Genomic DNA, 22,870 nt, shown 5'->3' with positions numbered 1-22,870 from the left:
CCCTTCCTTACACTGCTGCGATGGACTGCCTGTTCTGCCGGATCGTCGCCGGGGAGATCCCGGCCACCATCGTCCGCGAGACCGCCACCACCCTCGCCTTCCGCGACATCGACCCGAAGGCGCCCACCCACGTCCTGGTGATCCCGAAGGAGCACTACGCGGACGTGGTCACGCTGGCGCAGGGCGATTCCGCGCTCGCCGGTGAGCTGCTCAACACCGCCGCCGTGGTGGCCGAGGAGGAGGGCCTGACGGTGGACGGGTTCCGACTCATGTTCAACACCGGCCCGTACGGCGGCCAGGAGGTCTTCCACGTGCACGCCCACCTGCTCGGTGGCGCGCCGCTCGGCCCGATGCTCTGCCGGTGACCGCGATCTCCGACCGGCTCGACCGGATGGTGCGGCAGGCCCAGGCGACCGGGCGGATCCCGGCGGTGTCGGCGGCCCTGCACCGGGCCGACCGGCCGCTCTGGACGTGCACGGTGGGCGGGACCGGCAACGACACCCCGCTCGACCCGGACACGGTCCTGCGGATCGGCTCGGTCACCAAGACCTTCACCGCGGTGCTCGTCATGCAGTGCCGCGACGACGGGCTGCTCGACCTGGACGACCCGGTCGGGCGGCACCTCGACCTGCCCGCGCACGGCGAGCTGACCGTGCGCCGGCTGCTGTCGCACACCGCCGGCCTGCAACGCGAGCCGCACGGCGACGTGTGGGACACCCTCCGCGTCCCGGGCGTGGACGAGCTGCTCGCCGACCTGGCCCGGGCGGAGCGGGTGCTGCCCACCGGCCGCCGCTTCCACTACTCCAACCTCGGCCTGTCGCTGCTCGGCGAGGTGGTCGCCCGGCGGCGCGGCGGCACCTGGGCCGAGGTGCTCGCCGACCGGGTGCTCGGCCCGCTCGGACTGAACGCCACCGGGCCCGAGCCGGGGGAGCGGGCGGCCACCGGCCACCTGGTCGACGCGTACTCCGACGAGGCGCACCCGGAGCCGCCCACCGACTTCGGCGCGGTGGCGCCGGCCGCCCAGCTCTGGAGCACCGCGCCGGACATGGCCCGCTGGGCGGCGTTCCTGGCCGACCCGGCCGCGCTCGACCCGGACGGCGCGGTGCTCGCCGCGGCCACCGTCGAGGAGATGCGCTGGCCGCACACCACCACCGACGAGTCGCTCTGGGCGGCCGGCTTCGGCCTCGGGCTGATCCTGGTGCCGCGCCCGGACCGGGTGACCCACGTCGGGCACGACGGCGCGATGCCCGGCTTCCTGGCCGCCGTCTACGGCCGGCGCGGCGGTGACGGCACCGCCGGCGCCATGGGCTGCGCGGTGCTCGGCTCGTCCGGCACCGGCGTGGCGGTGCTCGACCTGCCCCACGCGCTGCTCGCCGCCGCCGCCGAGCACGACCCGGCGGAGGTCGAGCCGTGGCGTCCCGGCCCGCCCGCCCCCGCGCACCTGCGCGGGATGCTGGGCCGCTGGTGGGGCGAGGGGTTCGAGTCGGTCTTCTCCTGGCACGACGGGGCGCTGCGGGCCCGGGGCGCGGACGACCCGGCCGGGAAGCCGCCGTCGGTGTTCGCGCCGCTGCCGGACCGGCCGGACATGTTCCGCACGGTGTCCGGCCGGGAGGCCGGCGAGCTGCTCCGGCTCACCCGCGACGAGCGGGGCGTGGTGGTCCGGATGCACTGGGCGACCTACCGGTTCACCCGCCGGCAGGAGACCTTCGACGGGTACGACTTCCGGGCCGGCGGCTGACCGTCGAGCACCGGAAATGGGCACGGTGCGTGCGGTGCCGACCCGATACGATGGAGGGCAACCGTACGCCGCGCCAGCAGGGCCCGGCGCCGAGATCGGAGAGCAGGTGGCGCAGGGCCCGACGGCCCGACCTATGACCGGCACCCCACCTCCCGGCCCGCCCCGGGTGCAGACCAGGATCACGGTCCCCGACCAGAAGATCATGGTGAACCTGCTCGGCGCGGGCGACGAGATCCTGCGTCTCGTCGAACGCTCGGTCAGCAGCGACGTCCACGTGCGCGGCAACGAGATCACCATCACCGGTGCGCCCGCCGACAACGCCCTCGCCGAGCGTCTCTTCAGTGAGCTCCTCGAACTGATCGAGAAAGGCGAGACCCTGACCACAGACGCCGTCCGGCGTACCGTCGGCATGCTCGAGCAGGGCGGCGCCGAGCGGCCCGCCGAGGTCCTGACGCTCAACATCCTCTCCCGGCGCGGGCGCACCATCCGCCCCAAGACGCTCGGGCAGAAGCGGTACGTCGACGCGATCGACTCGCACACCATCGTCTTCGGGATCGGCCCGGCCGGCACCGGCAAGACCTACCTGGCCATGGCGAAGGCCGTCCAGGCGCTCCAGGCCAAGCAGGTCAACCGGATCATCCTGACCCGGCCGGCGGTCGAGGCGGGCGAGCGGCTGGGCTTCTTGCCCGGCACCCTGAACGAGAAGATCGACCCCTACCTGCGCCCGCTCTACGACGCGCTGCACGACATGCTCGACCCGGAGTCCATCCCCAAGCTGATGGCCGCCGGCACGATCGAGGTCGCGCCCCTGGCATATATGCGGGGCCGCACGTTGAATGACGCTTTCATCATCCTGGACGAGGCGCAGAACACCACGCCCGAGCAGATGAAGATGTTCCTGACCCGGCTCGGCTTCAACTCCAAGATCGTGGTCACCGGCGACGTCACCCAGGTGGACCTTCCCGGCGGGACGACAAGCGGCCTGCGGCTGGTCCGGGAGATCCTGGGCAACGTCGAGGATGTGCACTTCGCCCAGCTCTCCAGCTCGGACGTGGTTCGCCACAAGCTGGTGGGCGAGATCGTCGACGCGTACGCCCGCTGGGACGCCGAGCGGGAGAACCAGCAGGCGCAGAGCGTGCACGCCGTGCCGGGGCGCACCGCCCAGGGCGGCCGGGCCGGCCGGCGCCGCTAACCCACCAGAGGAAGACAGTTGTCCATCGAGATCGCCAACGAGTCCGGTGTCGAGGTCGACACCGACGCCGTGCTCGCCGTCGCCCGGCACGCCCTCGACGAGATGGGGGTCAACCCCCTCGCCGAGTTGTCCGTGCTGCTCGTCGACATCGAATACATGTCGGAGCTGAACCACCGCTGGATGGGCGGTGACGGCCCGACCGACGTGCTCGCCTTCCCCATGGACGAGGGCAGCGTCGACCACGGGCCGGGGGAGAGCGCCCCGGCCGGCGGCGAGCCGGCCCTGCTCGGCGACATCGTGCTCTGCCCGGAGGTGGCGGCCAAGCAGGCGGCCACCGCCGGGCACTCGTCCGGCGACGAGTTGCACCTGCTCACCGTGCACGGCGTGCTGCACCTGCTCGGCTACGACCACGCGGAGCCCGAGGAGGAGCGGGAGATGTTCGGTCTCCAGGCCCGGCTGCTGGCCAGCTGGCGGTCGACCCGGTCGCGGTGATGACGTCCCTCGCGGCGGCGGGCGCTCCGGCCGGCCTGCCCGATTTCCAGCTCCTGTTCTTCGGGGCCGGGCTGGTGGTGCTCGCCGGCCTGATCGCGATGACCGAGGCGGCGCTGGCCGCGGTCTCCCCGGCGCGCGCCGCCGAGCTGGCCCGTGAGGGCGCGCGCGGCGCACGCGCCCTCCAGGCGGTCGCCGGTGACGTGGTCCGTCACCTCAACCTGCTGCTCCTGCTCCGCCTGCTTGCCGAACTGACCGCGACCACGCTCGTCGCGCTGGTGGCGGTCGACACGTTCGGCGCCGGCTGGCGGGCGGCCCTGGTCACCGCCGGGGCGATGACCGTGGTGAGTTTCGTGGTGGTCGGGGTCGCCCCGCGCACGCTGGGTCGGCAGCACGCCTACGCGGTCGGCCGGGCGGTCGCGCCGCTGGTGCGGTGGCTGGGCCGGGCGCTCAACCCGCTGGCGTCGCTGCTGATCCTGATCGGCAACGCGGTCACCCCGGGCAAGGGGTTCCGGGAGGGGCCGTTCGCCACCCAGGTGGAGCTGCGCGAGCTGGTCGACCTGGCCGAGCAACGCGGGGTGGTGGAGCACGGCGAGCGCCAGATGATCCACTCGGTGTTCGCGCTCGGTGACACCATCGCCCGCGAGGTGATGGTGCCGCGCACCGAGATGGTGTGGATAGAGGAACGCAAGACGCTGGCGCAGGCGCTGGCGCTGTTCCTGCGGTCCGGGTTCTCCCGCATCCCGGTGATCGGTGAGAACGTCGACGACGTGCTCGGCGTGCTCTACCTCAAGGACCTGATCCGGCGTACCCAGGGCGACCGGGAGGCACGGGAGATGCCGGTGGCGGAGCTGATGCGTCAGGCGACGTTCGTGCCGGAGTCCAAGCCGGTGGACGATCTGCTCTCCGAGATGCAGGCGGCCCGCAACCACCTGGTCATCGTGGTCGACGAGTACGGCGGCACCGGCGGGTTGGTCACCATCGAGGACATCCTGGAGGAGATCGTCGGTGAGATCACCGACGAGTACGATGTCGAGCGCCCGCCGGTGGAGCACCTGCCGGACGGGGCCGTGCGGGTGACCGCCCGGCTGCCGGTGGAGAATCTGGGCGAGCTGTTCGACACCGAGTTGCCCACCGACGAGGTGGAGACGGTCGGCGGGCTGCTGGCGCAGGCCCTCGGCCGGGTGCCCATCCCGGGCGCGGAGGCCGAGGTGGCCGGCCTGCGGCTGATCGCCGAGGGCACCACCGGCCGGCGCAACCGGATCGACACCGTCCTGGTGAGCCGGGTCGATCCGGGGTCCGCTCCGGAGGGCACGGGCCGGGGCGAGCCGGTCGAATCCCGTGGCAACCACAACCGTTCCGAGGAGAGGCAACCCGCCGATGCCTGAGTCACCCGCCGTGCCGGCCGCACTGCCCACCCCCGCCGATCCGGCCGAGCTGAGCGCCGAGGACGGCAAGCTCGTCGTGCTGGCCCGGGGCGCGCGGGGCCGGGTGGCCGCCGTGGAGGGCGCGGCCGTCCGCGACCAGGACGGCCGGACGTACGCGGCGGCAAGCGTGGCGCTGCCGTCGCTGACGTTGACCGCGCTCCAGTTGGCGGTCGCCTCGGCGGTGGCGGCGGGGGCGAGCCGGCTGGAGGCGGCGGCGGTGGTGACCGAGGCGTCGACGCTTGACGGCGCCGGGCACGCCGCGGTCCGGGATCTCTCCGCCGACGCGCCGATCCACGTGGCCGCGCCGGACGGCGCCGTCCTCGGCACGGTGGTCGAGTGACCACGCCCGAGGAGCGTCCCTACCGGGCCGGTTTCGCCTGTTTCGTCGGCCGGCCCAACGCCGGCAAGTCGACGCTCACCAACGCGATCGTCGGCACCAAGATCGCGATTACGTCGAGCAAGCCGCAGACCACCCGGCACATCATCCGAGCGGTGCTGCACCGGCCGGAGTCGCAGCTCGTGCTCGTGGACACGCCCGGCCTGCACCGTCCGCGTACGCTGCTCGGCGAACGCCTCAACGACCTGGTGCGGGAGACCTGGAGCGAGGTCGACGTGATCGGGCTCTGCGTCCCGGCGAACGAGCCGGTCGGGCGGGGCGACCGGTTCATCACCGGCGAGCTGTCCAGCCTGAAGGCCACCGTGCTGGCCGTGGTCACCAAGACCGACCTGGTCGACAAGAAGCGGCTGGCCGAGCAGTTGGTCGCGGTGAGCGAGCTGGCCGAGTTCGCGGCCGTGGTGCCGGTGAGCGCGGTCTCCGGTCATCAGGTGGACACGCTCGTCGACGTGATGACCGGCTACCTGCCGGAGTCGCCGCAGCTCTACCCGGACGACATGCTCACCGACGACCCGGAGCAGGTGCTCGTCGCCGAGCTGGTCCGGGAGGCCGCGCTGGAGGGGGTGCGGGACGAGCTGCCGCACTCCATCGCCGTGGTGGTCGAGGAAATGATTCCGGAGGGCAACCTCACGAAGATCTACGCCGATCTCTACGTGGAACGGTCGAGCCAGAAGGCGATCGTGATCGGTCACCGGGGCAGCCGGCTCAAGCATGTGGGGACCACCGCGCGCCGGCAGATCGAGGAGCTGCTGGGCACCCGGGTCTATCTCGATCTGCACGTGCGGGTGGCGAAGGACTGGCAGCGGGATCCGAAGCAGCTGCGCAAGCTCGGCTTCTGAGGCGTCGCGCCGCTACGCGGCCGGCATCCGCTGGGCAGGATCAGTCAGACCTATGGGACATCTCACGTTCAGTGGCTGTCTTTACCCGTTTCACAGGTTGCCCGAGCAGGGTAGGGACCGTCGTCACTATCCCCGGACCCTGCCGCGAGCTGATGCGAAACCGCTACCTCGACCTGCTTCGCTTCCTGGCCATCCTGCGCGTCGTCACCTATCACGTCACCGGCTACGCCACGCTCACGCTGGTGTTCCCCGCGATGGCGGTGATGTTCGCGCTCGCCGGGTCGCTGATGGCTGCGTCGCTGGGCCGTAGCGGCGTCCCCGCCGTGGCGCGCCGGCTGCGGCGGCTGCTGCCCTCGCTCTGGGTGCTCGCCGCGGTCTTCGTGCCGGCGATGCTGCTCACCGGGCTGCCGTTCAGCCCGCGGGTGCTGCTCTGGCTGTTCCCGATCGCCGATCCGCCGGCCAACTACTGGGGCGGGCTGGCCCTCAGCCCGATCTGGTACCTGCGGGACTACCTGTGGTTCGTGCTCGCCTCACCGCTGGCGCTCTGGCTGTTCCGCCGGGCGCCCCTGCCCACGCTTGCCGTCCCGTACGCCCTGCTCGCCGCGATCGAGTTCGGCATCCTGCTGAACCCACCGGCCGTGCTGCGCGAGTTCGGTCTCTACTTCGGCGCCTGGCTGCTCGGTTTCGCCCACCACGACGGCCTGCTGCGACGGATGCGCAACCGGGTGCTGCTGCCGATCGCCGCGGTCGTCGGCGCGGCCGGGCTGGCCTGGATCTTCACCCATCCCGGCGCGCGTGGTTACGACATCAACGACATCCCGCTCGGCAACGCGCTCTGGGCGACGGCGTTCATCCTGGTGGCGATCGGGCGGGCGCCGACCGGCGTGGCCTGGGTCGACCGCGTTCCGGTGCTGGGTCGCGCGGTGACCGTGGTCAACCGGCGTGCGCTGACCATCTATCTCTGGCACATGCCGTTCGTGGTGGCGCTCACCCCGCTCGTGAGCCTGGTGGGCTGGTCGCCGCGCGACCCGGTCGGACTGTGGCTGCGCGTGGGGCTGGTCTTCGTGCTCGTCGGGGTGGTGACGTTGCTTGTCGGCTGGGTCGAGGACGTGGCCGCCCGGCGTACCCCCGAACTGGTGCCCGGCAAACGGCGCACCGCGTCCGAACGGGCGGCGGCTGGCCCGGTGAGCCCGGCCTCGGCCGGCGCGGCGGGCGCGCTTGTCGGCGCCGCGACGCGGGTGCCGGCGCCGCGCCGTAGCGCCGAGCGGTCCGCCGACCACACCGTCCAGCCGGACCGCGCCGCCGACTGAGCGCGAGCCGGATCAGCCGGGGCGACGGCCGGGCTGGGTGGGTGCCGGTCGGGCTGGGCTGGGTGCCGGTCGGGCCGGGTGGGCGGTGGTCGCTCAGCGGCTGGACACGCTGACGTTGCCGCTGGTCGCCGAGACGTCGAGCAGCAGGGACGCGGCCGGGTCGTTCGTCACCTGCAGGGAGACGTCGCCGGACTTCGCGTCGGCCCGTACCCGGTAACGGCCCTCCGGCACGGCCAGGTCGACGTCGCCGCTCGTGGCATGCAACCGGGCCGGGGCCGGCTGGTCCAGCTCGATGGTGAGGTTGCCGGAGGTGGCCTCCGCGTCCACCGCGGAGGTGAGCCGCCGCGCCTCGATGTCACCGGAGCGGGCCCGCAGCCGGACCGGGCCGGCGGCCTCGCTCAGGTGGATGTTGCCCGAGGTGGTCGACGCGCGGACCTCACCGCTCGCCCCGCTGACCGTGAAGTCGCCCGAGCTGAGCGTGAAGTCCACCGCGCCGACCTCGCTGAGGTCGACGTTGCCCGACCCGGTGCCGCCGCGAACCGCCACGCCCGGTGGCGCGGTCACCTCCCAGGAGATGCTGCACCGGTTGCCGCAGTCGGTGGGCAGCACCAGCTCGTCGCCCTTGATCTCGTACCGGCTGTCCGGCTCGCCGCCTTCGTAGCGGACCACCCGTTTGATGCGTACCTGGTCGGCCGGACCGTTGGCCCGGACCACGACGTCGCCCGAGCCGTCGCCGTCCACGTTGATCCGGGTGATCCTGGTGCGCTCGGTCTGGTCGTAGTCGAGGCGACGGAACGAGAGGGTGTCACACCCGGCGAGGACGATGAGCGTGGCGGTCGCGGTCGCGGCCACCACCACGCGGGGCCGGACGGCCGTTCGGAGCGAAGCCATGGCCAGAACCCTAGGGCCGGCCGGACGGCCGGCACATCGGGGATGGTCCGCCGGTCCACCCCGAACCAACCCTGAGATCGCACCCCGAGGAGAATGGGCCGGTGGCCGGCTACCGTCGACAGCTCTACCGCGACGACGCGGTGGTGCTGCGTGTGCAGAAGCTGGGCGAGTCCGACCGGATCATCACCCTGTTCACCCGCCGGCACGGCCGGCTGCGCGCGGTGGCCCGGGGCGTCCGGCGCACCACCAGCAGGTTCGGCGCCCGGCTGGAGCCGTTCGGGCACGTCGACCTCCAGCTCGCCGGTGACCCCAAGGGCAACCAGGGCAGCTCGCTGCACACCGTCAGCCAGGTCGAGGCGATCGAGCTGTACGGCAAGCGGTTCCTCGGCGACTACCCCCGCTACACGGCGGCCAGCGCGATCGCCGAGACCGCCGAGCGGCTGACCCCGGTCGAGCGGGAGCCGTCGCTGCGGCTGTTCCAGCTCACCCTCGGCGCGATGAAGTCCCTGGCCCGCGGCGACCACGCCACCACCCTCGTGCTCGACGCCTACCTGCTGCGCGGCATGTCGTTCGCCGGCTGGGCGCCGGCGCTGTCCGCCTGCGCGGTCTGCGGCGAGCCGGGCCGGCACCGCGCGTTCTCGGTGCCGGCCGGCGGCGCCGTCTGCCCGGACTGCCGCCCCCCGGGCGCCGCCCACCCCGCGCCGGCCACGCTCCTGCTGATGTCCGCGCTGACCAGCGGCGACTGGGCGCACGCCGACGCCACCGACACCGGCGTACGCCGGGAGTGCAGCGGTCTGGTCGCGGCGCACCTCCAGTGGCATCTGGAGCGCGCGCTACGCTCGCTGCCGCTGGTCGACCGGGGTGCCCCGGCGGCCGGCACGGTCCCGCCGCCCGGCGGCGCGAGGCCGGGTGTGGTCCCGCCGCGCACCGGCGCCGGACCCGCCGCCGCTGGTGTGAACAGGGAGATGACCGAGTGATCCGTTCGACGAGGGCGACCCGCCGCGAGCCGACCCCGCCGACCCCGCACCCGTCCGGCGCCCGGCCGCCGGCGCTGCCGGCCGCCGCGCTGCCCCGGCACATCGCCATCGTGATGGACGGCAACGGCCGCTGGGCCAAGGAACGCGGCCTGCCCCGCACCAAGGGGCACGAGCAGGGTGAGCACAGCCTCTTCGACACCATCGAGGGCGCGATCGAGCTGGGCGTGCCCTACCTGTCGGCGTACGCGTTCTCCACCGAGAACTGGCGTCGCTCGCCGGACGAGGTCCGCTTCCTGATGGGCTTCAACCGCGACGTCATCCGCCGCCGCCGTGACCAGCTCGTCGACCTGGGCGTACGGGTGGTCTGGTCGGGCCGGGCCGGGCGGCTCTGGAAGAGCGTGATCTCCGAGTTGCAGACCGCCGAGGAGATGTCCCGCGGCAACTCGACGCTGACGCTCCAGTTCTGCGTCAACTACGGCGGTCAGGCCGAGATCGCCGACGCCGCCGCCGCGATCGCCCGGGACGTCGCCGCCGGCAAGCTCGACCCGGGCAAGGTCACCGAGAAGACGGTGGCGCGTTACCTCTACCACCCCGAGGTGCCCGAGGTCGACCTGTTCCTGCGCCCCTCCGGCGAGCAGCGCATCTCCAACTTCATGCTGTGGCAGACCGCGTACGCGGAACTGGTCTACCTGGACACGCTCTGGCCCGACTTCGACCGCCGTCACCTCTGGTACGCCTGCGAGCTGTACGCGCAGCGGGACCGCCGCTTCGGCGGGGCGCTGCCCAACCCGGTGGCCCCGGGAGGCTGAGCTCACGCTTACCGACGCGACACGCTGGGTATCGAACAGGGATACCAGCAAACGCGGAGGTGAACCACATGATTCAGAAGCGGATCGGGCAGTGGGCGATCATGGCGGTCGCCGTGCCGCTGGCGGCGGCCGGTGCCCGCCGGCTCAGTCACACGCTTGAGGCCCGCCGTGGCCCGACCGGAGTGAGCCGCCTGCTGACCAAGGGCGCCGACCTGATCCGGCCGCAGAAGGCCAAGCGACGTCGGTTCTTCTGACCCCCTCGACGGCCGGGCAACTCCGGCCGTCGAGCCGAACGCCCCGCGCCCCGGCCTCTCCGGCCGGACCGCGGGGCGTTCCACTGTCAGCGCTCCCGGGCGTCAGCCCTCCACCTCGGAGCGGTCGCCCGCCCACAGGGTGTGGAACGAGCCGTCCCGGTCCACCCGACGGTAGGTGTGCGCGCCGAAGTTGTCCCGCAGACCCTGGATCAACGCGGCCGGCAGCCGCTCGGCGCGCAGCGCGTCGAAGTAGGCGAGCGACGACGAGAAGGCCGGTGTCGGCACACCCGCCCGGGCCGCGTCGGCCACCACCCGCCGCCAGCCCGGGACGCCGGCGCTGACCCGGTCGGCGAACCAGGGCGCGACGAGCAGCGTCGCCAGGTCCGGCTCGCCGTCGTACGCCTCCTTGATCCGGTCCAGGAAGCGGGCCCGGATGATGCAGCCGCCCCGCCAGATGGTGGCCGTGCCGCCCAGGTCGATGTCCCAGTCGTACTCCCGGCTGCCGGCGCGGATGTGATCGAAGCCCTGCGCGTACGCGACGATCTTGCTGGCCAGCAGCGCGCGGCGCACGTCCTCGACGAACGTGTCCCGGTCCTCCACCTGCCACTTCTCGCCGGCGTCGGGGAACACCCGGCGGGCCGCCTCGCGCTGGTCGGCGTGGCCGGACAGCGACCTGGCGAACGTGGCCTCGGCGATGCCGGTGATCGGGATGCCCAGGTCCAGCGCGCTCTGCACGGTCCAGCGGCCGGTGCCCTTCTGCTCGGCCTGGTCGAGCACCACGTCCACGAACGCCTTGCCGGTCGCCGGGTCGGTGTGGCCGAGCACGTCGGCGGTGATCTCGATGAGGAACGACTCCAACTCGCCGCCGTTCCACTCCCGGAAGATCTCCGCGATCTCCGCCGGGCTCGCCGACAGACCGGCCCGCAACAGGTCGTACGCCTCGGCGATGAGCTGCATGTCGGCGTACTCGATGCCGTTGTGCACCATCTTCACGAAGTGGCCCGCGCCGTCCGGCCCGACGTGCCGGCAGCACGACTCGCCCTCGACCTGCGCGGCGATCTTCTCGAAGATCGGCCCGAGCTTCTGGTAGGACTCCGCCGAGCCGCCCGGCATGATGCTCGGGCCGAGCAGCGCGCCCTCCTCGCCACCGGAGACGCCGGTGCCGACGAAGTGCAGCCCGTGCTCGCGCAGCGCCTCCTCCCGGCGGCGGGTGTCGGCGAAGTGCGCGTTGCCGCAGTCGACGACGATGTCCCCCTCCTCCAGCAGCGGGATCAGCTCGTCGATCACGGCGTCGGTCGGCGCGCCGGCCTTCACCATCACGATCACCGCACGCGGCCGCTCCAGCGAGCCGACGAAGTCGGCAAGCGACTCGGACGGCACGAAGGTGCCCTCGTCGCCGTGCTCGGCGACCAGGCTGCGGGTGCGTTCCGGCGACCGGTTGTGCACCGCCACGGAGAAGCCGTTGCGGGCCAGGTTCCGGGCCAGGTTGCGACCCATCACCGCCAGACCGGTGACCCCGATCTGCGCCGTCGCCTGTTCTGCCATGCGTACCGCCCCTCTCGTCCGCGCCGCGTACCGCGACCGTCCTCGCTGCCGTCATGCGACCGTATCGCGGTCACCGGGTGAGCGGATCACACCTCGACGGTGGGTGAGGAGCCGGTGGCGGCTCGTCTCACCCCTCGGCGAGCCGCGCCTCCACGTGTGCCACCTTCGCGGTCAACGCCTCGGTCACGCCGGGGCGTAGGTCGGCCTTGAGCACCAGGCTGACCCGGGGCGCCTGGGCCGCGACGGTGTCGACGGCCCGCTTCACCACCGCCATCACCTCGTCCCACTCACCCTCCACCGTGGTGAACATGGCGTCGGTCCGGTTCGGCAGGCCGGACTCACGTACCACCCGGACGGCGTCGGCGACCAGGTCGCCCACGGACTCACCCACGCCGAGCGGGGTGATCGAGAACGCGATCAGCATGTCGCCGATGGTGCCAGTAATTCGGGTGCGGGTGGGGCGGGCGCGGGCTAGCGTGTCGGTATGCGTAAGTGACGCCCTTCCTCCGAGCACCGGTCCGCCGCCACACGTGCCGTGGACCCGTCCCGCTCCGGGCGTCCGCATCCTCGTTCCCGCCGCCGTTGTTCGCGGTGACTGTCGTGGTCGGATCCGGGGCACCCGCTCGGCGCGTCCCTGGTCGGCGCGCCCCGGCGCGTCCAGGTCGGCGCGCCCGACAGACAGGAGGCCCGCGGATGCCCGCGAAGCGCACCCCGAAGAAGTCCCGTAAGCCGTCCCCGCTGGGGTTGCCCCCGACCGATGCCGACGCGCTCGCCGTGCCCCCATCGACACCGAAGACCCTGCCCTCGGCTGGTTCCATCGGTCCGGCTGTGCCGGCGTTACCCGGTTCACCCGGTCCGGCTGTGCCGGCGTTGCCCGGTTCACCCGGTCCGGCTGTGCCGGCGTTGCCCGGTTCAGTCGGTCCGGTTGTGTCGGCGTCGGCTGGTCCGGGGTTGGCCGGTTTGGGGTTGGCCGGTTCGGTATCGGCCGGTTCGGTATCGGCTGGTTCGGGGTTGGCTGGTTCGGGGTTGGCTGGTTCGGGGTTGGCTGGTTCGGGGTCGGCTCGCCCAGCGCCGCCGAAGGCCGGCCCGCCCGCCGGCCGCGATGCTCGGCTGTCCGGCCACAGCCAGCGGTCAGGCCAAAACCGTTTCTACGCCTTCCGGCGTAGCTGACCGCCGACCGTCCCCGGCTCCCGTGCGTCCCGTATGCGCCACAGATCTTGGAAGCTCCCGGCCCCTCCAGGGGCCCTCCCCTTCCAAGATCTTCAATCCAACCCGTTGATCATGAAGTTGGCGGCGACAAAAGGGACGGAGAGGGGCCGCCAACTTCATGATCACCGCCGAACCGGCGCTGGGGCGGTCGCCGGGGCTTCTCCCGGCCGTGATCAAGGATTTTGCGTCGGATTTCCGCCTTCACGACCACGCGAACTCCTTGATCAATCACCCGCCCCGGCCAGCACCGTGGACCCCGACGCGCCATCTATAGATGGCTCTCGCCCTTCTGTGGCTGTCTCTCGATCTTGGACTTGGGGTGCCAATAAGTGTCGGTTTTGTTCTGATATTGGAGGTGCCACAAGTCGAAGATCGACGCCAGCACGCGGGACCTCGGCGGGGGAGAGGGGACCTGGAGGGGCATATGGAGGTGTTGCGGCTTTCGGTGTGTGTCGGAGGGCTTGTTCGCCCTGCGGGAGCGCGGCGGGTGGCTCCACTCGGCGATCACGAGCCGGACCGGGCTGGGCTGGACCAAGCCGGGTTGAGGGGGTGGTCGGGTCAGCCGATCAGGGGGCGGAAGGTGCCGAGCAGCACGCTGACCGTCAGGGCCGCGCCGGCCAGCAGCGCCGCCCCGGCGATCAACAGCCCGTCGGCCCGGGTGAAGAGCTGTCGGCGGGCGACCGTACGCGGGGTGCCGGCGTCGAAGCCCCGCGCGTCCATCGCCACCGCCAGCCGGGTGCCCCGCCGGATCGCGCCGACCAACAGCGTGAACGCGGTGGACGCGAAGAGCCGCAGCTTGGCCACCGGGTTGCGGCCGGCGTCCACGCCCCGGGCCCGGCGGGCCATGCTGATCATCCGCCACTCCTGTTCGAGCAGCGGCACCAGCCGGAACGCGGCAAGCGCGCCGATGGCGAACCGGGCCGGGGCCTTGGCGTTCTGGATCAGCGCGTCGGCCAGGTCCGTCGGGTCGGTGGTGGCGAACACGATGATCCCGGGCAGCGCCACCGCGAGCATCCGCAGCACCAGCCCGAGCGCGGTGACCAGCACGCCCTCGGTGACCAGCACCGGTCCGGCCTCGACGAGGACCCGACCGGACCGGTCGGCGGCGAAGAGCACAAGCGTCACCAGGATGCCGGCGGCGGCGGCCAGCAGCGGCCACGCCCGCCGGGCCAGCACCCGGTAGCGGACGCCGAACAGCGGCAGCACGGCCAGCTCGACGGCGATGGCGATGGCCGGCGCGACCGGGTCCAGGGTCGCCACCAGCACGATGGTGAACACCATCGCGGCGGCCAGCTTCGCCACCGGGTTGCGCCGGGCCAGCGGGGCGCCCGGCGTCGCCACCGGTTCCAGGCTGATCACGGCGCATCCGCCCCTCGGTTCGGCGGTGACGCCGGCTGCCCCGGCCCGGGACTGCCCGGCTGGGCGGATCCGGCCGGGTGGCTCGGCTGGGCGGATCCGGCCGGGTGGCCCGGTTGGACGGACCCGGAAGGGTGGCCCGGCTGGGCGGATCCGGCCGGGTGGCTCGGCTGGGCGGATCCGGGAGGGTGTCCCGGCTGGGCGGTCCTGGAAGGATGAATCGGCTGGGTGGCCCCGGAAGGGTGGCTCGGCGCGGGGGACACGGTCGGGTGGTCCAGGGTGAGCGTCCGGTCGGCCAGCGCGGCCACGAAGTCCGCGTCGTGGGTCACCGTGACGATGCCGTGGCCGGCGTCGCGCAGCTCGGCCAGCAGGTCGACCAGCTCCAGCCACGTCCGCCGGTCCTGGCCGAACGTGGGCTCGTCGCAGATCAGCAGGCGGGGCGCGGTGGCCAGGGCGGTCGCCACGCTCAGCCGCCGCGCCTCGCCGCCGGAGAGGGTGTACGGGTTGGCGCCGGCGAGCCGGTCCAGCCGCAGCCGGTGCAGCAGCGCGTCCACGGTGGCGGTGACCTCCGCCTCGGTCCGGCCGGTCCGGCGCGGGCCGAGGGCCAGTTCGTCGCGGACGGTGGCGGTGACGAACTGGTGCTCGGGGTCCTGGAAGACCGAGCCGATCCGCCCGGCCAGCGCGGGTGCCCGCCACCGGTGCGGGGAAGTACGCGCGTCCCGGCCGGCAAGTGCGGTGGAGGCGGTGACCGTGCCGGTGCCGGGGCGGGTCAGGCCGCCGAGGAGCAGCGCCAGCGTGGACTTGCCGACGCCGTTGGGGCCGAGCACGGCGAGCGCCTCGCCGGCGCGTACCCGAAGGTCGGTGGGGGCCAGCCGGGGCGGCAGGCCGAGCCGGTCGGCGGTGAGCAGCACGTCCCCGGGTGGTGTGGTGGCGTGTCGGGGCGGCGTGGTGTGCCCGGGGACCCAGACCCCGGCGGCGGCCAGCGCCTCGCCGTGCGCGGCGAACACCGCCTCGGGTGGGCCGTCGGCCCGCACCCCGCCACCGGGTTCCAGCACCACCACCCGGTCGATCAGCGGCAGCGCCTCGGTGACCCGGTGCTCGACCAGGATCAGTGTGGTGTCCGGGTCGACGGCGTCGGCGACGGCGCGGCGGATCAGCGCGGCGCCGGCCGGGTCGAGGTTGGCGGTGGGTTCGTCGAGCAGCAGCAGCCCGGGCCGCAGCGCGAGCGCCCCGGCGAGGGCGAGCCGTTGCTGTTCGCCGCCGCTGAGCGCGGCGGTGGGGCGGTCCCGGTGGTAGGGGAAGCCGACCCGGCGCAGCGCCTCGTCGACCCGGGGCCAGATCTCCTCGGCGGGCACGCCCCGGTTCTCCAGCCCGAACGCGACGTCGTCGCCGGAGCGGGCCATCACGAGCTGGGTCTCCGGGTCCTGGAAGAGCACGCCGACGCGCTCGCGGGCCTTGCGCGGGTCCAGCCCGTCGATCTCGACGGTGCCCTCCTGCTCGCCGGAGTCCTCGGGCAGCAGCCCGGCCAGCGCCGCCAGCAGCGTGCTCTTGCCGGCCCCGGAGGCACCGAGCAGCAGCACCCGCTCCCCGCTCTCGACGCGCAGGTCCACCCCGCGCAGAGCCCAGCGTCTGCGCCCCCCGTGCCGCCACCCGAACCCCCGCAGCACCACCCCACTCACCGTTCCACCCCCTCTGCCTCGTCGATCATGAAGTTGACGGCACCACACGCGCAGAAATCACCGTCAACTTCATGATCGACAGCGGGATACCCGTCAGACCAGGGCTCGGTCGCGACCGGCGGGGAAGCGGTCCAGGACGCCGGTGTTGGCCAGGGCGCGGGTTAGGACGTGGGCGCCGACGCCCGCGATGATCGTGGCGCTGGCGATGGTGATCAGGGCGTAGGGGATGCGGTAGTTGGTCAGGTCGTATGCCTTGTTCCAGTAGACGAAGTCGAAGATGGCCGCGCCGAGACCGGTGAGCGCGCCGGCAAGCGTCGCCACCGGCAGCTTGAACGAGCGGTAGCGGAACGCGGCGAACGCCAGCTCGGCGCCGATGCCCTGCATCAGGCCCTGGAGGATCACGATGCCGGCCCACTGGCTGCCCAGCAGCGCGTAGACGATCGCGGCCACCGTCTCGCAGTAGAGCGCCGCGCCCGGCTTGCGGATGATCAGGCCGGCGAGCACCGCCGGGATCAGCCACACGCCGTAGAGCACCGCCTGCGCCGGCGGGAAGAACGCGAACGCCGCGTCGGTGGCGCTCCAGAGCAGGCCCCAGGCCCAGAAGACGACGCCGAAGGCGACGGCGATCACCGAGGCGACGACGATGTCGACGGTACGCCAGCGGTTGCTGTCGGTGTGGTTCATGCGGACTCCCAGTTCGTGGTGCGGAACCAGGAGAAGACGCACGCCGCGCCCGGAATGTGCCCGGACGTCGACGCGGCTGGAGGTCGACCGAACTCCCTGCGCTGGCATTACCCAGATCAGGTTCGAGGGTCTGCGGGCACCGGCCCGCACTCTCAGCGCTGTGCGCTCCCCTGTCGGATGTGAAGTTGTCTCAACGGCAGACGCTAGCACCGATGTCGGGGCCAGGCCCAGCAGGGCGCGGGTCGGTATGGTGGCGATCATGCGGGTCGAGGCGCGGGATCTGACATTCGAGGTACGCACCGGCGGCCCCGAGGGCGGCGATCCGGTCCTGCTGCTGCACGGCTTCCCGCAGCACGCCGGCGAGTGGGATGCGGTGACGCCCGCGCTGCACGCCGCCGGGCTGCGCACGTACGCCCTCGACCAGCGCGGATACTCGCCCGGCGCACGGCCGGACGCCGTCGAGGCGTACCGCATCCCGGAGCTGGTGGCCGACGCGGCGGCCGTGCTGGACGCGCTCGGGGTGACCACCGCGCACCTGGTCGGCCACGACTGGGGCGCGATCGTGGCCTGGGGCCTGGCCGCGGCGCACCCGGAGCGGGTGCGGACGCTTACCGCGGTGTCGGTGCCGCACCCGGCCGCGATGGGGCATGCGCTCGCCACCGATCCGCGGCAGAAGGCGAAGTCCGCCTACATGGCGTTGTTCCGGATGCCTGGCAAGGCCGAGACGGTGCTGCTGGCGTTGCGCGGGGCCGCGCTGCGCCGGCTGCTGCGCGGGGTCGGCGACGCGGACGCGGTGGCCCGCTACGCCGAGCCGATGCGCGAGCCGGGCGCGCTCACCGTCGCGCTGAACTGGTACCGGGCGATGAACGGGTCGGACATGAAGGCGGTCGGCCCGGTGGCGGCGCCGACCACGTACGTGTGGAGCGAGAAGGACGTGGCGATCGGCCGGACCGCCGCCGAGGCGTGCGCGGCGCACGTCACCGGCGACTACCGCTTCGTGACGCTTCCCGGCGTCAGCCACTGGATCCCCGACGAGGCCCCCGGCCCGCTGGCCGAGGCGATCCTGGCCCGGGTGCGAGGAACGGAGCAGACATGACGGTGAGCGCCCAGGCGTACCTGGCCACGGTGACCGAGATGATGGGCCGGGTGGCCGCCGAGCAGCGGGAGAACGTGGCCGCGGCGGCCGACCTGATCGCCGCGGCGGTACGCGCCGACGGGGTGGTGCACGCCTTCGGCACCGGGCACTCGGAGGCGCTCGCCATGGAGATCGCCGGCCGCGCCGGCGGACTGGTGCCCACCAACCGGATCGCGCTGCGTGACCTGGTGCTCGTCGGGGGTGAGCCGGCCGACGTGCTCGGCCCGAAGCTGGAACGCGAGCCGGCTGTGGCGCACCGCCTCTACGAGCTGGCCCCGGTCCGGCCGCCGGACGTGTTCGTGCTGGCCTCCAACTCGGGCGTGAACGGGGCGATGGTGGAGTTCGCGTCCGTGGTGAAGGAACACGGGCACGGTCTGGTGGCGGTCACCTCGGCCCGGCACTCGGCCCGGATGACCTCGCGGCATCCGTCCGGCCGCAAGCTCGCCGACTTCGCCGACGTGGTGCTGGACAACGGCGCCCCGTACGGCGACGCCACGCTGCCGCTGCCCGACGGTGGCGCGGTCGGCGCGGTCTCCTCGATCACCGCCGCGCTGCTGGCCCAGCAGATCACCGTCGAGGTGGTGGCCCGGCTGGTGGCGGCGGGGGAGCGTCCGCCGGTCTACCTGTCGGCGAACATCGCCGGCGGGGACGAGCACAACGCCGAGTGGGAGGCCCGGTACGCGGGCCGGATCCGCCGGGGTTCCTGAGTCGGTTTCGTGATCATCTGAACCGGGCACAGGCGCTGCTGCCGGCGGGCGTTCACCCGCCGGCCGTGCCGTCTTCACCGGAGGTTCACGAGTGTCCAAGGAATCCGAGAAGCAGCGTTGGCAGCGCAACTTCGCCGACCTGCTCCAGGAGCTGCGCGTGGCGCAGACCGGTGTGCAGATCCTCTTCGCCTTCCTGCTGACCATGCCGTTCAGCAACGCGTTCAACCGGACCACCGACTTCCAGCGCGACGTCTACGTCGTGGCGCTGCTGGCCGCCGCCGCGGCCGCCGCGATGATCATCTCGCCGGTCGCGTTCCACCGGGCGCTGTTCCGGCAGGGGCGCAAGCCGGAACTGGTCCGCTTCGCCCACCGGATGGCGTCCGGCGGCCTGTTCTTCATGCTGATCGCGATGGTCAGCGCGGTCCTGCTGGTCACCGACTTCGTGCTGGACCGGCCGATCGCGTTCCTGCTCAGCGCGCTCACCGGGATCTGGTTCCTGCTCTTCTGGGCGATCCTGCCGTTCAGCCGCCGCAGCTGGGGCGACGACGACATCGACGATGACGACGACGACCCGGCGACGCTGACCGCCGGCTGACGGTCCGCCAAATCGGGCGTGCACGCGAGGCTACCCCTGGGTAACACCCGGGGGTAGCGTCGATTTCGTCGCATCCGGACCGACCATCCAGGAGGCAGCCGTGACCACGACACAGAACAACGCCGACGGGGTGGGGCCGCTGCCCACCGAGGCCGGCCAGGTCTCCGAGAAGGAGGCCCGTCAGGTCGCCGAGGCGGCTCGCGAGTCGGCCTGGGACCGCCCCAGCTTCGGCAAGGAACTCTTCCTCGGCCGGTTCCGGCTCGACCTGATCGACCCGTGGCCCCGGTCCGACCCGGACGACGTGGCCCGCGCCGACGAGTTCCTCGGCGCGTTCGGGGCCTACCTGGGCAGCAAGGTGGACGGCGCGGCGATCGAGCGTGACGCGCACATCCCGGACGAGGTGTTCCACGGGATGGCCCGGCTCGGCGCCTTCGGCATGAAGATCGACCGCAGGTACGGCGGCCTCGGGCTGAGCAACCTGCACTACTGCCGGGCGCTGATGCTCGCCGGCTCGGTGAACCCGGCGATCGGCGCGCTGCTCTCCGCGCACCAGTCGATCGGCGTGCCGCAGCCGCTGAAGATGTTCGGCACGGCCGAGCAGAAGCAGCGGTTCCTGCCCCGGCTGGCCGCCGGCGAGGTGTCCGCGTTCCTGCTCACCGAGCCGGACGTCGGCTCCGACCCGGCCCGGCTCGCCACCACCGCCGAGCCGACCGCCGACGGCGCCGGCTACCGCCTCAACGGGGTGAAGCTCTGGGCCACCAACGGCACCGTGGCCACGCTGCTCGTGGTGATGGCCCGGGTGCCGGCCGCGGAGGGCCGTCGCGGCGGGATCACCGCCTTCGTGGTGGAGGGCGACAGCGACGGCATCACGGTGGAGCGGCGCAACTCCTTCGTCGGGCTGCGCGGCCTGGAGAACAGCCTCACCCGGTTCCACGACGTGTTCGTGCCGGCCGAGAACGTGATCGGTGGGGAGGGCAAGGGCCTGAAGATCGCGTTGACCACGCTCAACACCGGCCGGCTGTCGCTGCCGGCGATGTGCGTGGGCGCCGGCAAGTGGGCGCTCAACGTGGCCCGGGAGTGGGCCGCCGACCGGGTCCAGTGGGGCCGGCCGGTCGGCGAGCACGAGGCGGTGGCGAAGAAGCTGGCGTTCATCGCCGCCACCACCTACGCCATGGAGTCCATGCTGGACCTGTCCTGCCTGCTCGCCGACGACGACCGCAACGACATCCGGATCGAGGCGGCGCTCGTCAAGCTCTACGCCAGCGAGATGGCCTGGCGGATCGCCGACGAGCTGATCCAGATCCGGGGCGGGCGCGGCTACGAGACGGCCGAGTCGCTCGAAGCCCGGGGCGAACGCCCGGCCGCCGTCGAGCAACTCCTGCGCGACCTGCGGATCAACCGGATCTTCGAGGGCTCCACCGAGATCATGCACCTGCTGATCGCCCGCGAGGCGGTCGACGCGCACCTGTCGGTGGCCGGCGACATCATCGACCCGGACGCCGGGCTGGGCCGCAAGGCGGCAGCCGGCGCGCGGGCCGGCGCGTTCTACGCCAAGTGGCTGCCCACGCTCGCCGTCGGCAAGGGGCAGGCGCCGGGTGCCTACCAGGAGTTCGGGCCGCTGGCCGGGCACCTGCGGCACGTCGAGCGGACCTCGCGCAAGCTGGCCCGCTCGACGTTCTACGCGATGTCCCGCTGGCAGGGAAAGATGGAGCGCAAGCAGGCGTTCCTCGGCCGGGTGGTGGACATCGGCGCGGAGCTGTTCGCGATGTCCGCGGTCTGCGTCCGGGCCTACGCCGAGCGGTCCGAGCACCCGGAGAACGTCGAGCTGGCCGACCTGTTCTGCCGGCAGGCGCGACTGCGCGTCGACGAGTTGTTCACCGGCCTGTGGTCGAACACCGACTCGGTGGACGTGGCCGCCGCGAAGCGGATCGTCGCCGGCCGTTACGCCTCGGTGGAGGCCGGCGTGCTCACGCCCCCCACCGACCTGCCCTGGGTGGCCCGCTGGCAGCCGGGCCCCTCCACCGCCGACGACGTCCGCCGCCGGCTGTGAAAGGAGGGGCCCCCGCTTAACGCTTTCGGTATAGGCGGGGGCCCCTTTTAACACCGCTCAGCGGCGGGCGACCGCCCAGGCGATCACCGCGGCGAGGATCAGACCGTTGAGGGCGGCCAGCACGAGGTACGCCGCCGGCGGGATCCTGCGGCCCTTGCGGACGAAGCTCACCAGCACGCCCGCGTAGACGAGCAGCAGCACGGCGACGACGATCAGGAAGTACAGCACCGGCACACCCTACCGGCCGGTGCGCAGCCCCAGCCCGCGCAGCTCCAGCGCGGCGAGCGCGTCCACGGTCGCGTCGTCGCCGCGCCGCCACGCCTCGGCCACGTCCGGCGCGATCCGGTTGAGCTTCGACAGCGGCTGGCCGGCGAGCGCGCGCAACGCCAGCAGGTCCCGGCCGCCCGGCGCGGCGGACATGGCCTTCGCCGCGCCGGCCCGGCGCATCCACCGCACCCGCAGCGGCAGCCAACCGACGAGCACCAGCCCGAGGGGGAACACCAGCACCGCCACGGTCAGCGCCACCGCGAGCTGGCCGACCAGCTCCTGCTGGTCGCGGCCGGCGTCGGCCATCGCGCGGGCGGCGTCGGCGGCCCGGGTGAAGGGCGCGGTCAGCTCGTCGCCGACAAGCGGCACCCGGCCCACCTTGCCGCCGGCCTCGGCCAGGTTGTCGGCGAGTCCGCCGCCGGCCCCCTCCAGCTTCTGCCCGGGTACGGCGAGCTTCTCCACCAGGTCGTGCACCCAGAACGCGAAGCGGATCGCCGCGTACACCCAGACGACCACGAGCAGATCGGTGAGGAGCTGGCGGAGGGCGGTCGGAAAGCGGTCGGCGTAGATCTTCACGCCGCACAGCCTGCCACGGCGTGGCCGCGGCGGCACCGGTCGGTTTTACCGGCCGGCGCAGGCCGGACAGGTGCCGAAGATCTCCAGGGTGTGGCTGACCTCGGTGAAGCCGTGCTCGGCGGAGATCCGGTCCGCCCACTTCTCCACCGCCGGGCCGGCCACCTCGACGGTACGACCACAGCCCCGGCACACCAGATGGTGGTGGTGGCCGCCGCTGCACCGCCGGTAGAGGTGCTCGCCGCCCGGCGGGCGCATCACGTCGATCTCGTCGGCGTCGGCGAGCGCCTGCAACGTCCGGTAGACCGTGGTCAACCCGATCCGGTCGCCGCGCCGGCGCAGCATGGCGTGCAGGTCCTGGGCGCTGTGGAAGCCCTCGACCTCGTCCAGCAGGGCGCTCACCGCGCTGCGCTGCCGGGTGGTGCGTGGGGTGCCGGTGGTCATGCCGGTCCCTCCCCGGCGTGGCTGACCGCGTCCGCCACGATGTGCGCGACGTGCTCGTCGACCAGGGCGTACGCGATCTCCCGACCGCGCCGCGAGCCGCGCACCACGCCGGCCCCGCGCAGCACCCGCAGGTGCTGGGAGACGAGTGGCTGGGGCGCGCCGAGCTTCTCGACCAGCTCGTGCACGCAGCGCTCGCCCTCGGCCAGCTCGCTCACGATGGCGAGCCGGATCGGGGCGGAGAGGGCGCGCAGCAGATCCCCCGCGCCCTCGAAGACGTCGTACCCGTTGGAGCCGGTCACCCCGTAA

At 72.9% G+C, this 22,870-nt stretch carries 24 protein-coding genes, 1 pseudogene and 1 riboswitch; of the genes and pseudogenes, 15 read left to right on the top strand and 10 right to left on the bottom strand.

Annotated features, from left to right (window positions below; all coding sequences use genetic code 11):
• The first annotated feature begins 20 nt into the window (after positions 1-20).
• The 8 genes from O7613_RS18685 (at position 21) to O7613_RS18650 (ending at position 7,389) form a co-directional block, all read left to right on the top strand.
• Entirely contained in the window at positions 21-365 is a 345-nt protein-coding gene (locus O7613_RS18685) for a histidine triad nucleotide-binding protein (RefSeq protein ID WP_281587130.1), read from the top strand.
• Entirely contained in the window at positions 362-1,738 is a 1,377-nt protein-coding gene (locus tag O7613_RS18680) for a serine hydrolase domain-containing protein (RefSeq protein ID WP_282289449.1), read from the top strand. The genes O7613_RS18685 and O7613_RS18680 overlap by 4 nt, the downstream gene beginning before the upstream one ends.
• A 133-nt stretch (positions 1,739-1,871) precedes the next feature.
• The gene (locus tag O7613_RS18675) at positions 1,872-2,930 is read left to right on the top strand and encodes a PhoH family protein (RefSeq protein ID WP_281587132.1); all 1,059 of its coding nucleotides are present in this window, start codon (positions 1,872-1,874) and stop codon (positions 2,928-2,930) included.
• A gap of 18 nt (positions 2,931-2,948) precedes the next feature.
• A complete protein-coding gene (gene ybeY, locus O7613_RS18670; protein ID WP_281587133.1) occupies positions 2,949-3,422 on the top strand; it encodes an rRNA maturation RNase YbeY in 474 nt (157 codons plus the stop codon).
• Positions 3,398-4,807, top strand: coding sequence for a hemolysin family protein (locus O7613_RS18665; protein ID WP_282294570.1), 1,410 nt, complete (start codon positions 3,398-3,400; stop codon positions 4,805-4,807). Before ybeY ends, O7613_RS18665 begins: the two co-directional genes overlap by 25 nt.
• Positions 4,800-5,186: a cytidine deaminase gene (locus tag O7613_RS18660; RefSeq protein WP_281587134.1), complete on the top strand. Its 387-nt coding sequence runs from the start codon at positions 4,800-4,802 to the stop codon at positions 5,184-5,186. The genes O7613_RS18665 and O7613_RS18660 overlap by 8 nt, the downstream gene beginning before the upstream one ends.
• Positions 5,183-6,079, top strand: a complete 897-nt coding sequence (gene era, locus O7613_RS18655) for a GTPase Era (protein WP_281587135.1) — start codon at positions 5,183-5,185, stop codon at positions 6,077-6,079. The genes O7613_RS18660 and era overlap by 4 nt, the downstream gene beginning before the upstream one ends.
• A 152-nt stretch (positions 6,080-6,231) precedes the next feature.
• Complete coding sequence (locus O7613_RS18650; protein ID WP_282289448.1) at positions 6,232-7,389, top strand: acyltransferase; 1,158 nt, start codon at positions 6,232-6,234, stop codon at positions 7,387-7,389.
• Positions 7,390-7,482: 93 nt separating this feature from the next.
• Here O7613_RS18650 and O7613_RS18645 read toward each other — a convergent pair whose 3' ends face one another.
• Positions 7,483-8,280 (bottom strand): DUF4097 family beta strand repeat-containing protein, encoded by a 798-nt coding sequence (locus O7613_RS18645; RefSeq protein ID WP_281587137.1) that lies wholly within the window; start codon positions 8,278-8,280, stop codon positions 7,483-7,485.
• A gap of 101 nt (positions 8,281-8,381) precedes the next feature.
• Between O7613_RS18645 and recO the strand changes: the two genes are divergently transcribed.
• The 3 genes from recO to O7613_RS18630 all read left to right on the top strand — a co-directional run bounded on the left by recO (position 8,382) and on the right by O7613_RS18630 (position 10,320).
• The gene (gene recO, locus O7613_RS18640; protein ID WP_281587138.1) at positions 8,382-9,257 is read left to right on the top strand and encodes a DNA repair protein RecO; all 876 of its coding nucleotides are present in this window, start codon (positions 8,382-8,384) and stop codon (positions 9,255-9,257) included.
• Positions 9,254-10,066: an isoprenyl transferase gene (locus tag O7613_RS18635; RefSeq protein ID WP_281587139.1), complete on the top strand. Its 813-nt coding sequence runs from the start codon at positions 9,254-9,256 to the stop codon at positions 10,064-10,066. The genes recO and O7613_RS18635 overlap by 4 nt, the downstream gene beginning before the upstream one ends.
• A 68-nt stretch (positions 10,067-10,134) precedes the next feature.
• On the top strand, positions 10,135-10,320 hold the full coding sequence (locus O7613_RS18630; RefSeq protein WP_281587140.1) for a hypothetical protein: 186 nt from the start codon (positions 10,135-10,137) through the stop codon (positions 10,318-10,320).
• A 102-nt stretch (positions 10,321-10,422) separates the two neighbouring features.
• On the opposite strand, the gene gndA is transcribed toward O7613_RS18630, so the two are convergent.
• From gndA to O7613_RS18605, 5 genes and pseudogenes are all read right to left on the bottom strand, one after another.
• Positions 10,423-11,865, bottom strand: coding sequence for an NADP-dependent phosphogluconate dehydrogenase (gene gndA / locus O7613_RS18625; protein WP_281587141.1), 1,443 nt, complete (start codon positions 11,863-11,865; stop codon positions 10,423-10,425).
• Between the two features lie 127 nt (positions 11,866-11,992).
• Complete coding sequence (locus O7613_RS18620; RefSeq protein WP_281587142.1) at positions 11,993-12,289, bottom strand: MTH1187 family thiamine-binding protein; 297 nt, start codon at positions 12,287-12,289, stop codon at positions 11,993-11,995.
• Positions 12,290-13,632: 1,343 nt separating this feature from the next.
• The gene (locus O7613_RS18615) at positions 13,633-14,433 is read right to left on the bottom strand and encodes an energy-coupling factor transporter transmembrane component T (RefSeq protein WP_282289447.1); all 801 of its coding nucleotides are present in this window, start codon (positions 14,431-14,433) and stop codon (positions 13,633-13,635) included.
• Positions 14,434-14,684: 251 nt separating this feature from the next.
• Positions 14,685-16,109 (bottom strand): annotated as a pseudogene (locus O7613_RS18610) (ABC transporter ATP-binding protein); the annotation flags it as partial.
• Between the two features lie 93 nt (positions 16,110-16,202).
• Positions 16,203-16,793 (bottom strand): ECF transporter S component, encoded by a 591-nt coding sequence (locus tag O7613_RS18605; protein WP_282289446.1) that lies wholly within the window; start codon positions 16,791-16,793, stop codon positions 16,203-16,205.
• 75 nt (positions 16,794-16,868) lie between these two features.
• Positions 16,869-16,975, bottom strand: a riboswitch (TPP riboswitch).
• 77 nt (positions 16,976-17,052) lie between these two features.
• Here O7613_RS18605 and O7613_RS18600 point away from each other — a divergent pair.
• The 4 genes from O7613_RS18600 to O7613_RS18585 all read left to right on the top strand — a co-directional run bounded on the left by O7613_RS18600 (position 17,053) and on the right by O7613_RS18585 (position 21,280).
• Positions 17,053-17,889, top strand: a complete 837-nt coding sequence (locus O7613_RS18600) for an alpha/beta hydrolase (protein WP_282289445.1) — start codon at positions 17,053-17,055, stop codon at positions 17,887-17,889.
• On the top strand, positions 17,886-18,635 hold the full coding sequence (locus O7613_RS18595; RefSeq protein WP_281587146.1) for an SIS domain-containing protein: 750 nt from the start codon (positions 17,886-17,888) through the stop codon (positions 18,633-18,635). The genes O7613_RS18600 and O7613_RS18595 overlap by 4 nt, the downstream gene beginning before the upstream one ends.
• A gap of 91 nt (positions 18,636-18,726) precedes the next feature.
• Positions 18,727-19,230 carry a DUF6328 family protein gene (locus O7613_RS18590; RefSeq protein WP_282289444.1) on the top strand — a complete coding sequence of 168 codons (504 nt, stop codon included), beginning with the start codon at positions 18,727-18,729 and terminating at the stop codon, positions 19,228-19,230.
• 100 nt (positions 19,231-19,330) lie between these two features.
• Entirely contained in the window at positions 19,331-21,280 is a 1,950-nt protein-coding gene (locus O7613_RS18585; protein WP_282289443.1) for an acyl-CoA dehydrogenase family protein, read from the top strand.
• A 57-nt stretch (positions 21,281-21,337) separates the two neighbouring features.
• On the opposite strand, the gene O7613_RS18580 is transcribed toward O7613_RS18585, so the two are convergent.
• From O7613_RS18580 to O7613_RS18565, 4 genes are read right to left on the bottom strand one after another with little or no spacing between them, the layout of a single operon-like run.
• Positions 21,338-21,508: a hypothetical protein gene (locus tag O7613_RS18580; RefSeq protein WP_282284039.1), complete on the bottom strand. Its 171-nt coding sequence runs from the start codon at positions 21,506-21,508 to the stop codon at positions 21,338-21,340.
• A gap of 9 nt (positions 21,509-21,517) precedes the next feature.
• Positions 21,518-22,123: a hypothetical protein gene (locus O7613_RS18575; RefSeq protein WP_282289442.1), complete on the bottom strand. Its 606-nt coding sequence runs from the start codon at positions 22,121-22,123 to the stop codon at positions 21,518-21,520.
• 45 nt (positions 22,124-22,168) lie between these two features.
• Positions 22,169-22,564, bottom strand: coding sequence for a transcriptional repressor (locus O7613_RS18570; protein ID WP_281587151.1), 396 nt, complete (start codon positions 22,562-22,564; stop codon positions 22,169-22,171).
• Positions 22,561-22,863 carry a metalloregulator ArsR/SmtB family transcription factor gene (locus tag O7613_RS18565; protein ID WP_281587152.1) on the bottom strand — a complete coding sequence of 101 codons (303 nt, stop codon included), beginning with the start codon at positions 22,861-22,863 and terminating at the stop codon, positions 22,561-22,563. Before O7613_RS18565 ends, O7613_RS18570 begins: the two co-directional genes overlap by 4 nt.
• Positions 22,864-22,870 lie beyond the last annotated feature (7 nt).

It is taken from the genome of Micromonospora sp. WMMD975, from assembly GCF_029581215.1.
Classification (GTDB): domain Bacteria; phylum Actinomycetota; class Actinomycetes; order Mycobacteriales; family Micromonosporaceae; genus Micromonospora.
Note: the sequence above shows the minus strand (reverse complement) of the source record. Positions and strands in the feature narration are given on the sequence as shown.

Bases quoted from the DNA above. Each gene is read 5' to 3' on its own strand.
- O7613_RS18600 (WP_282289445.1), top strand. From the start codon at position 17,053: ATGCGGGTCGAGGCGCGGGATCTGACATTCGAGGTACGCACCGGCGGC.
- O7613_RS18570 (WP_281587151.1), bottom strand. From the start codon at position 22,564: ATGACCACCGGCACCCCACGCACCACCCGGCAGCGCAGCGCGGTGAGC.
- O7613_RS18645 (WP_281587137.1), bottom strand. From the start codon at position 8,280: ATGGCTTCGCTCCGAACGGCCGTCCGGCCCCGCGTGGTGGTGGCCGCG.
- O7613_RS18605 (WP_282289446.1), bottom strand. From the start codon at position 16,793: ATGAACCACACCGACAGCAACCGCTGGCGTACCGTCGACATCGTCGTC.
- O7613_RS18595 (WP_281587146.1), top strand. From the start codon at position 17,886: ATGACGGTGAGCGCCCAGGCGTACCTGGCCACGGTGACCGAGATGATG.
- O7613_RS18660 (WP_281587134.1), top strand. From the start codon at position 4,800: ATGCCTGAGTCACCCGCCGTGCCGGCCGCACTGCCCACCCCCGCCGAT.
- O7613_RS18675 (WP_281587132.1), top strand. From the start codon at position 1,872: ATGACCGGCACCCCACCTCCCGGCCCGCCCCGGGTGCAGACCAGGATC.
- O7613_RS18630 (WP_281587140.1), top strand. From the start codon at position 10,135: ATGATTCAGAAGCGGATCGGGCAGTGGGCGATCATGGCGGTCGCCGTG.
- O7613_RS18620 (WP_281587142.1), bottom strand. From the start codon at position 12,289: ATGCTGATCGCGTTCTCGATCACCCCGCTCGGCGTGGGTGAGTCCGTG.
- gndA (WP_281587141.1), bottom strand. From the start codon at position 11,865: ATGGCAGAACAGGCGACGGCGCAGATCGGGGTCACCGGTCTGGCGGTG.
- O7613_RS18650 (WP_282289448.1), top strand. From the start codon at position 6,232: ATGCGAAACCGCTACCTCGACCTGCTTCGCTTCCTGGCCATCCTGCGC.
- O7613_RS18685 (WP_281587130.1), top strand. From the start codon at position 21: ATGGACTGCCTGTTCTGCCGGATCGTCGCCGGGGAGATCCCGGCCACC.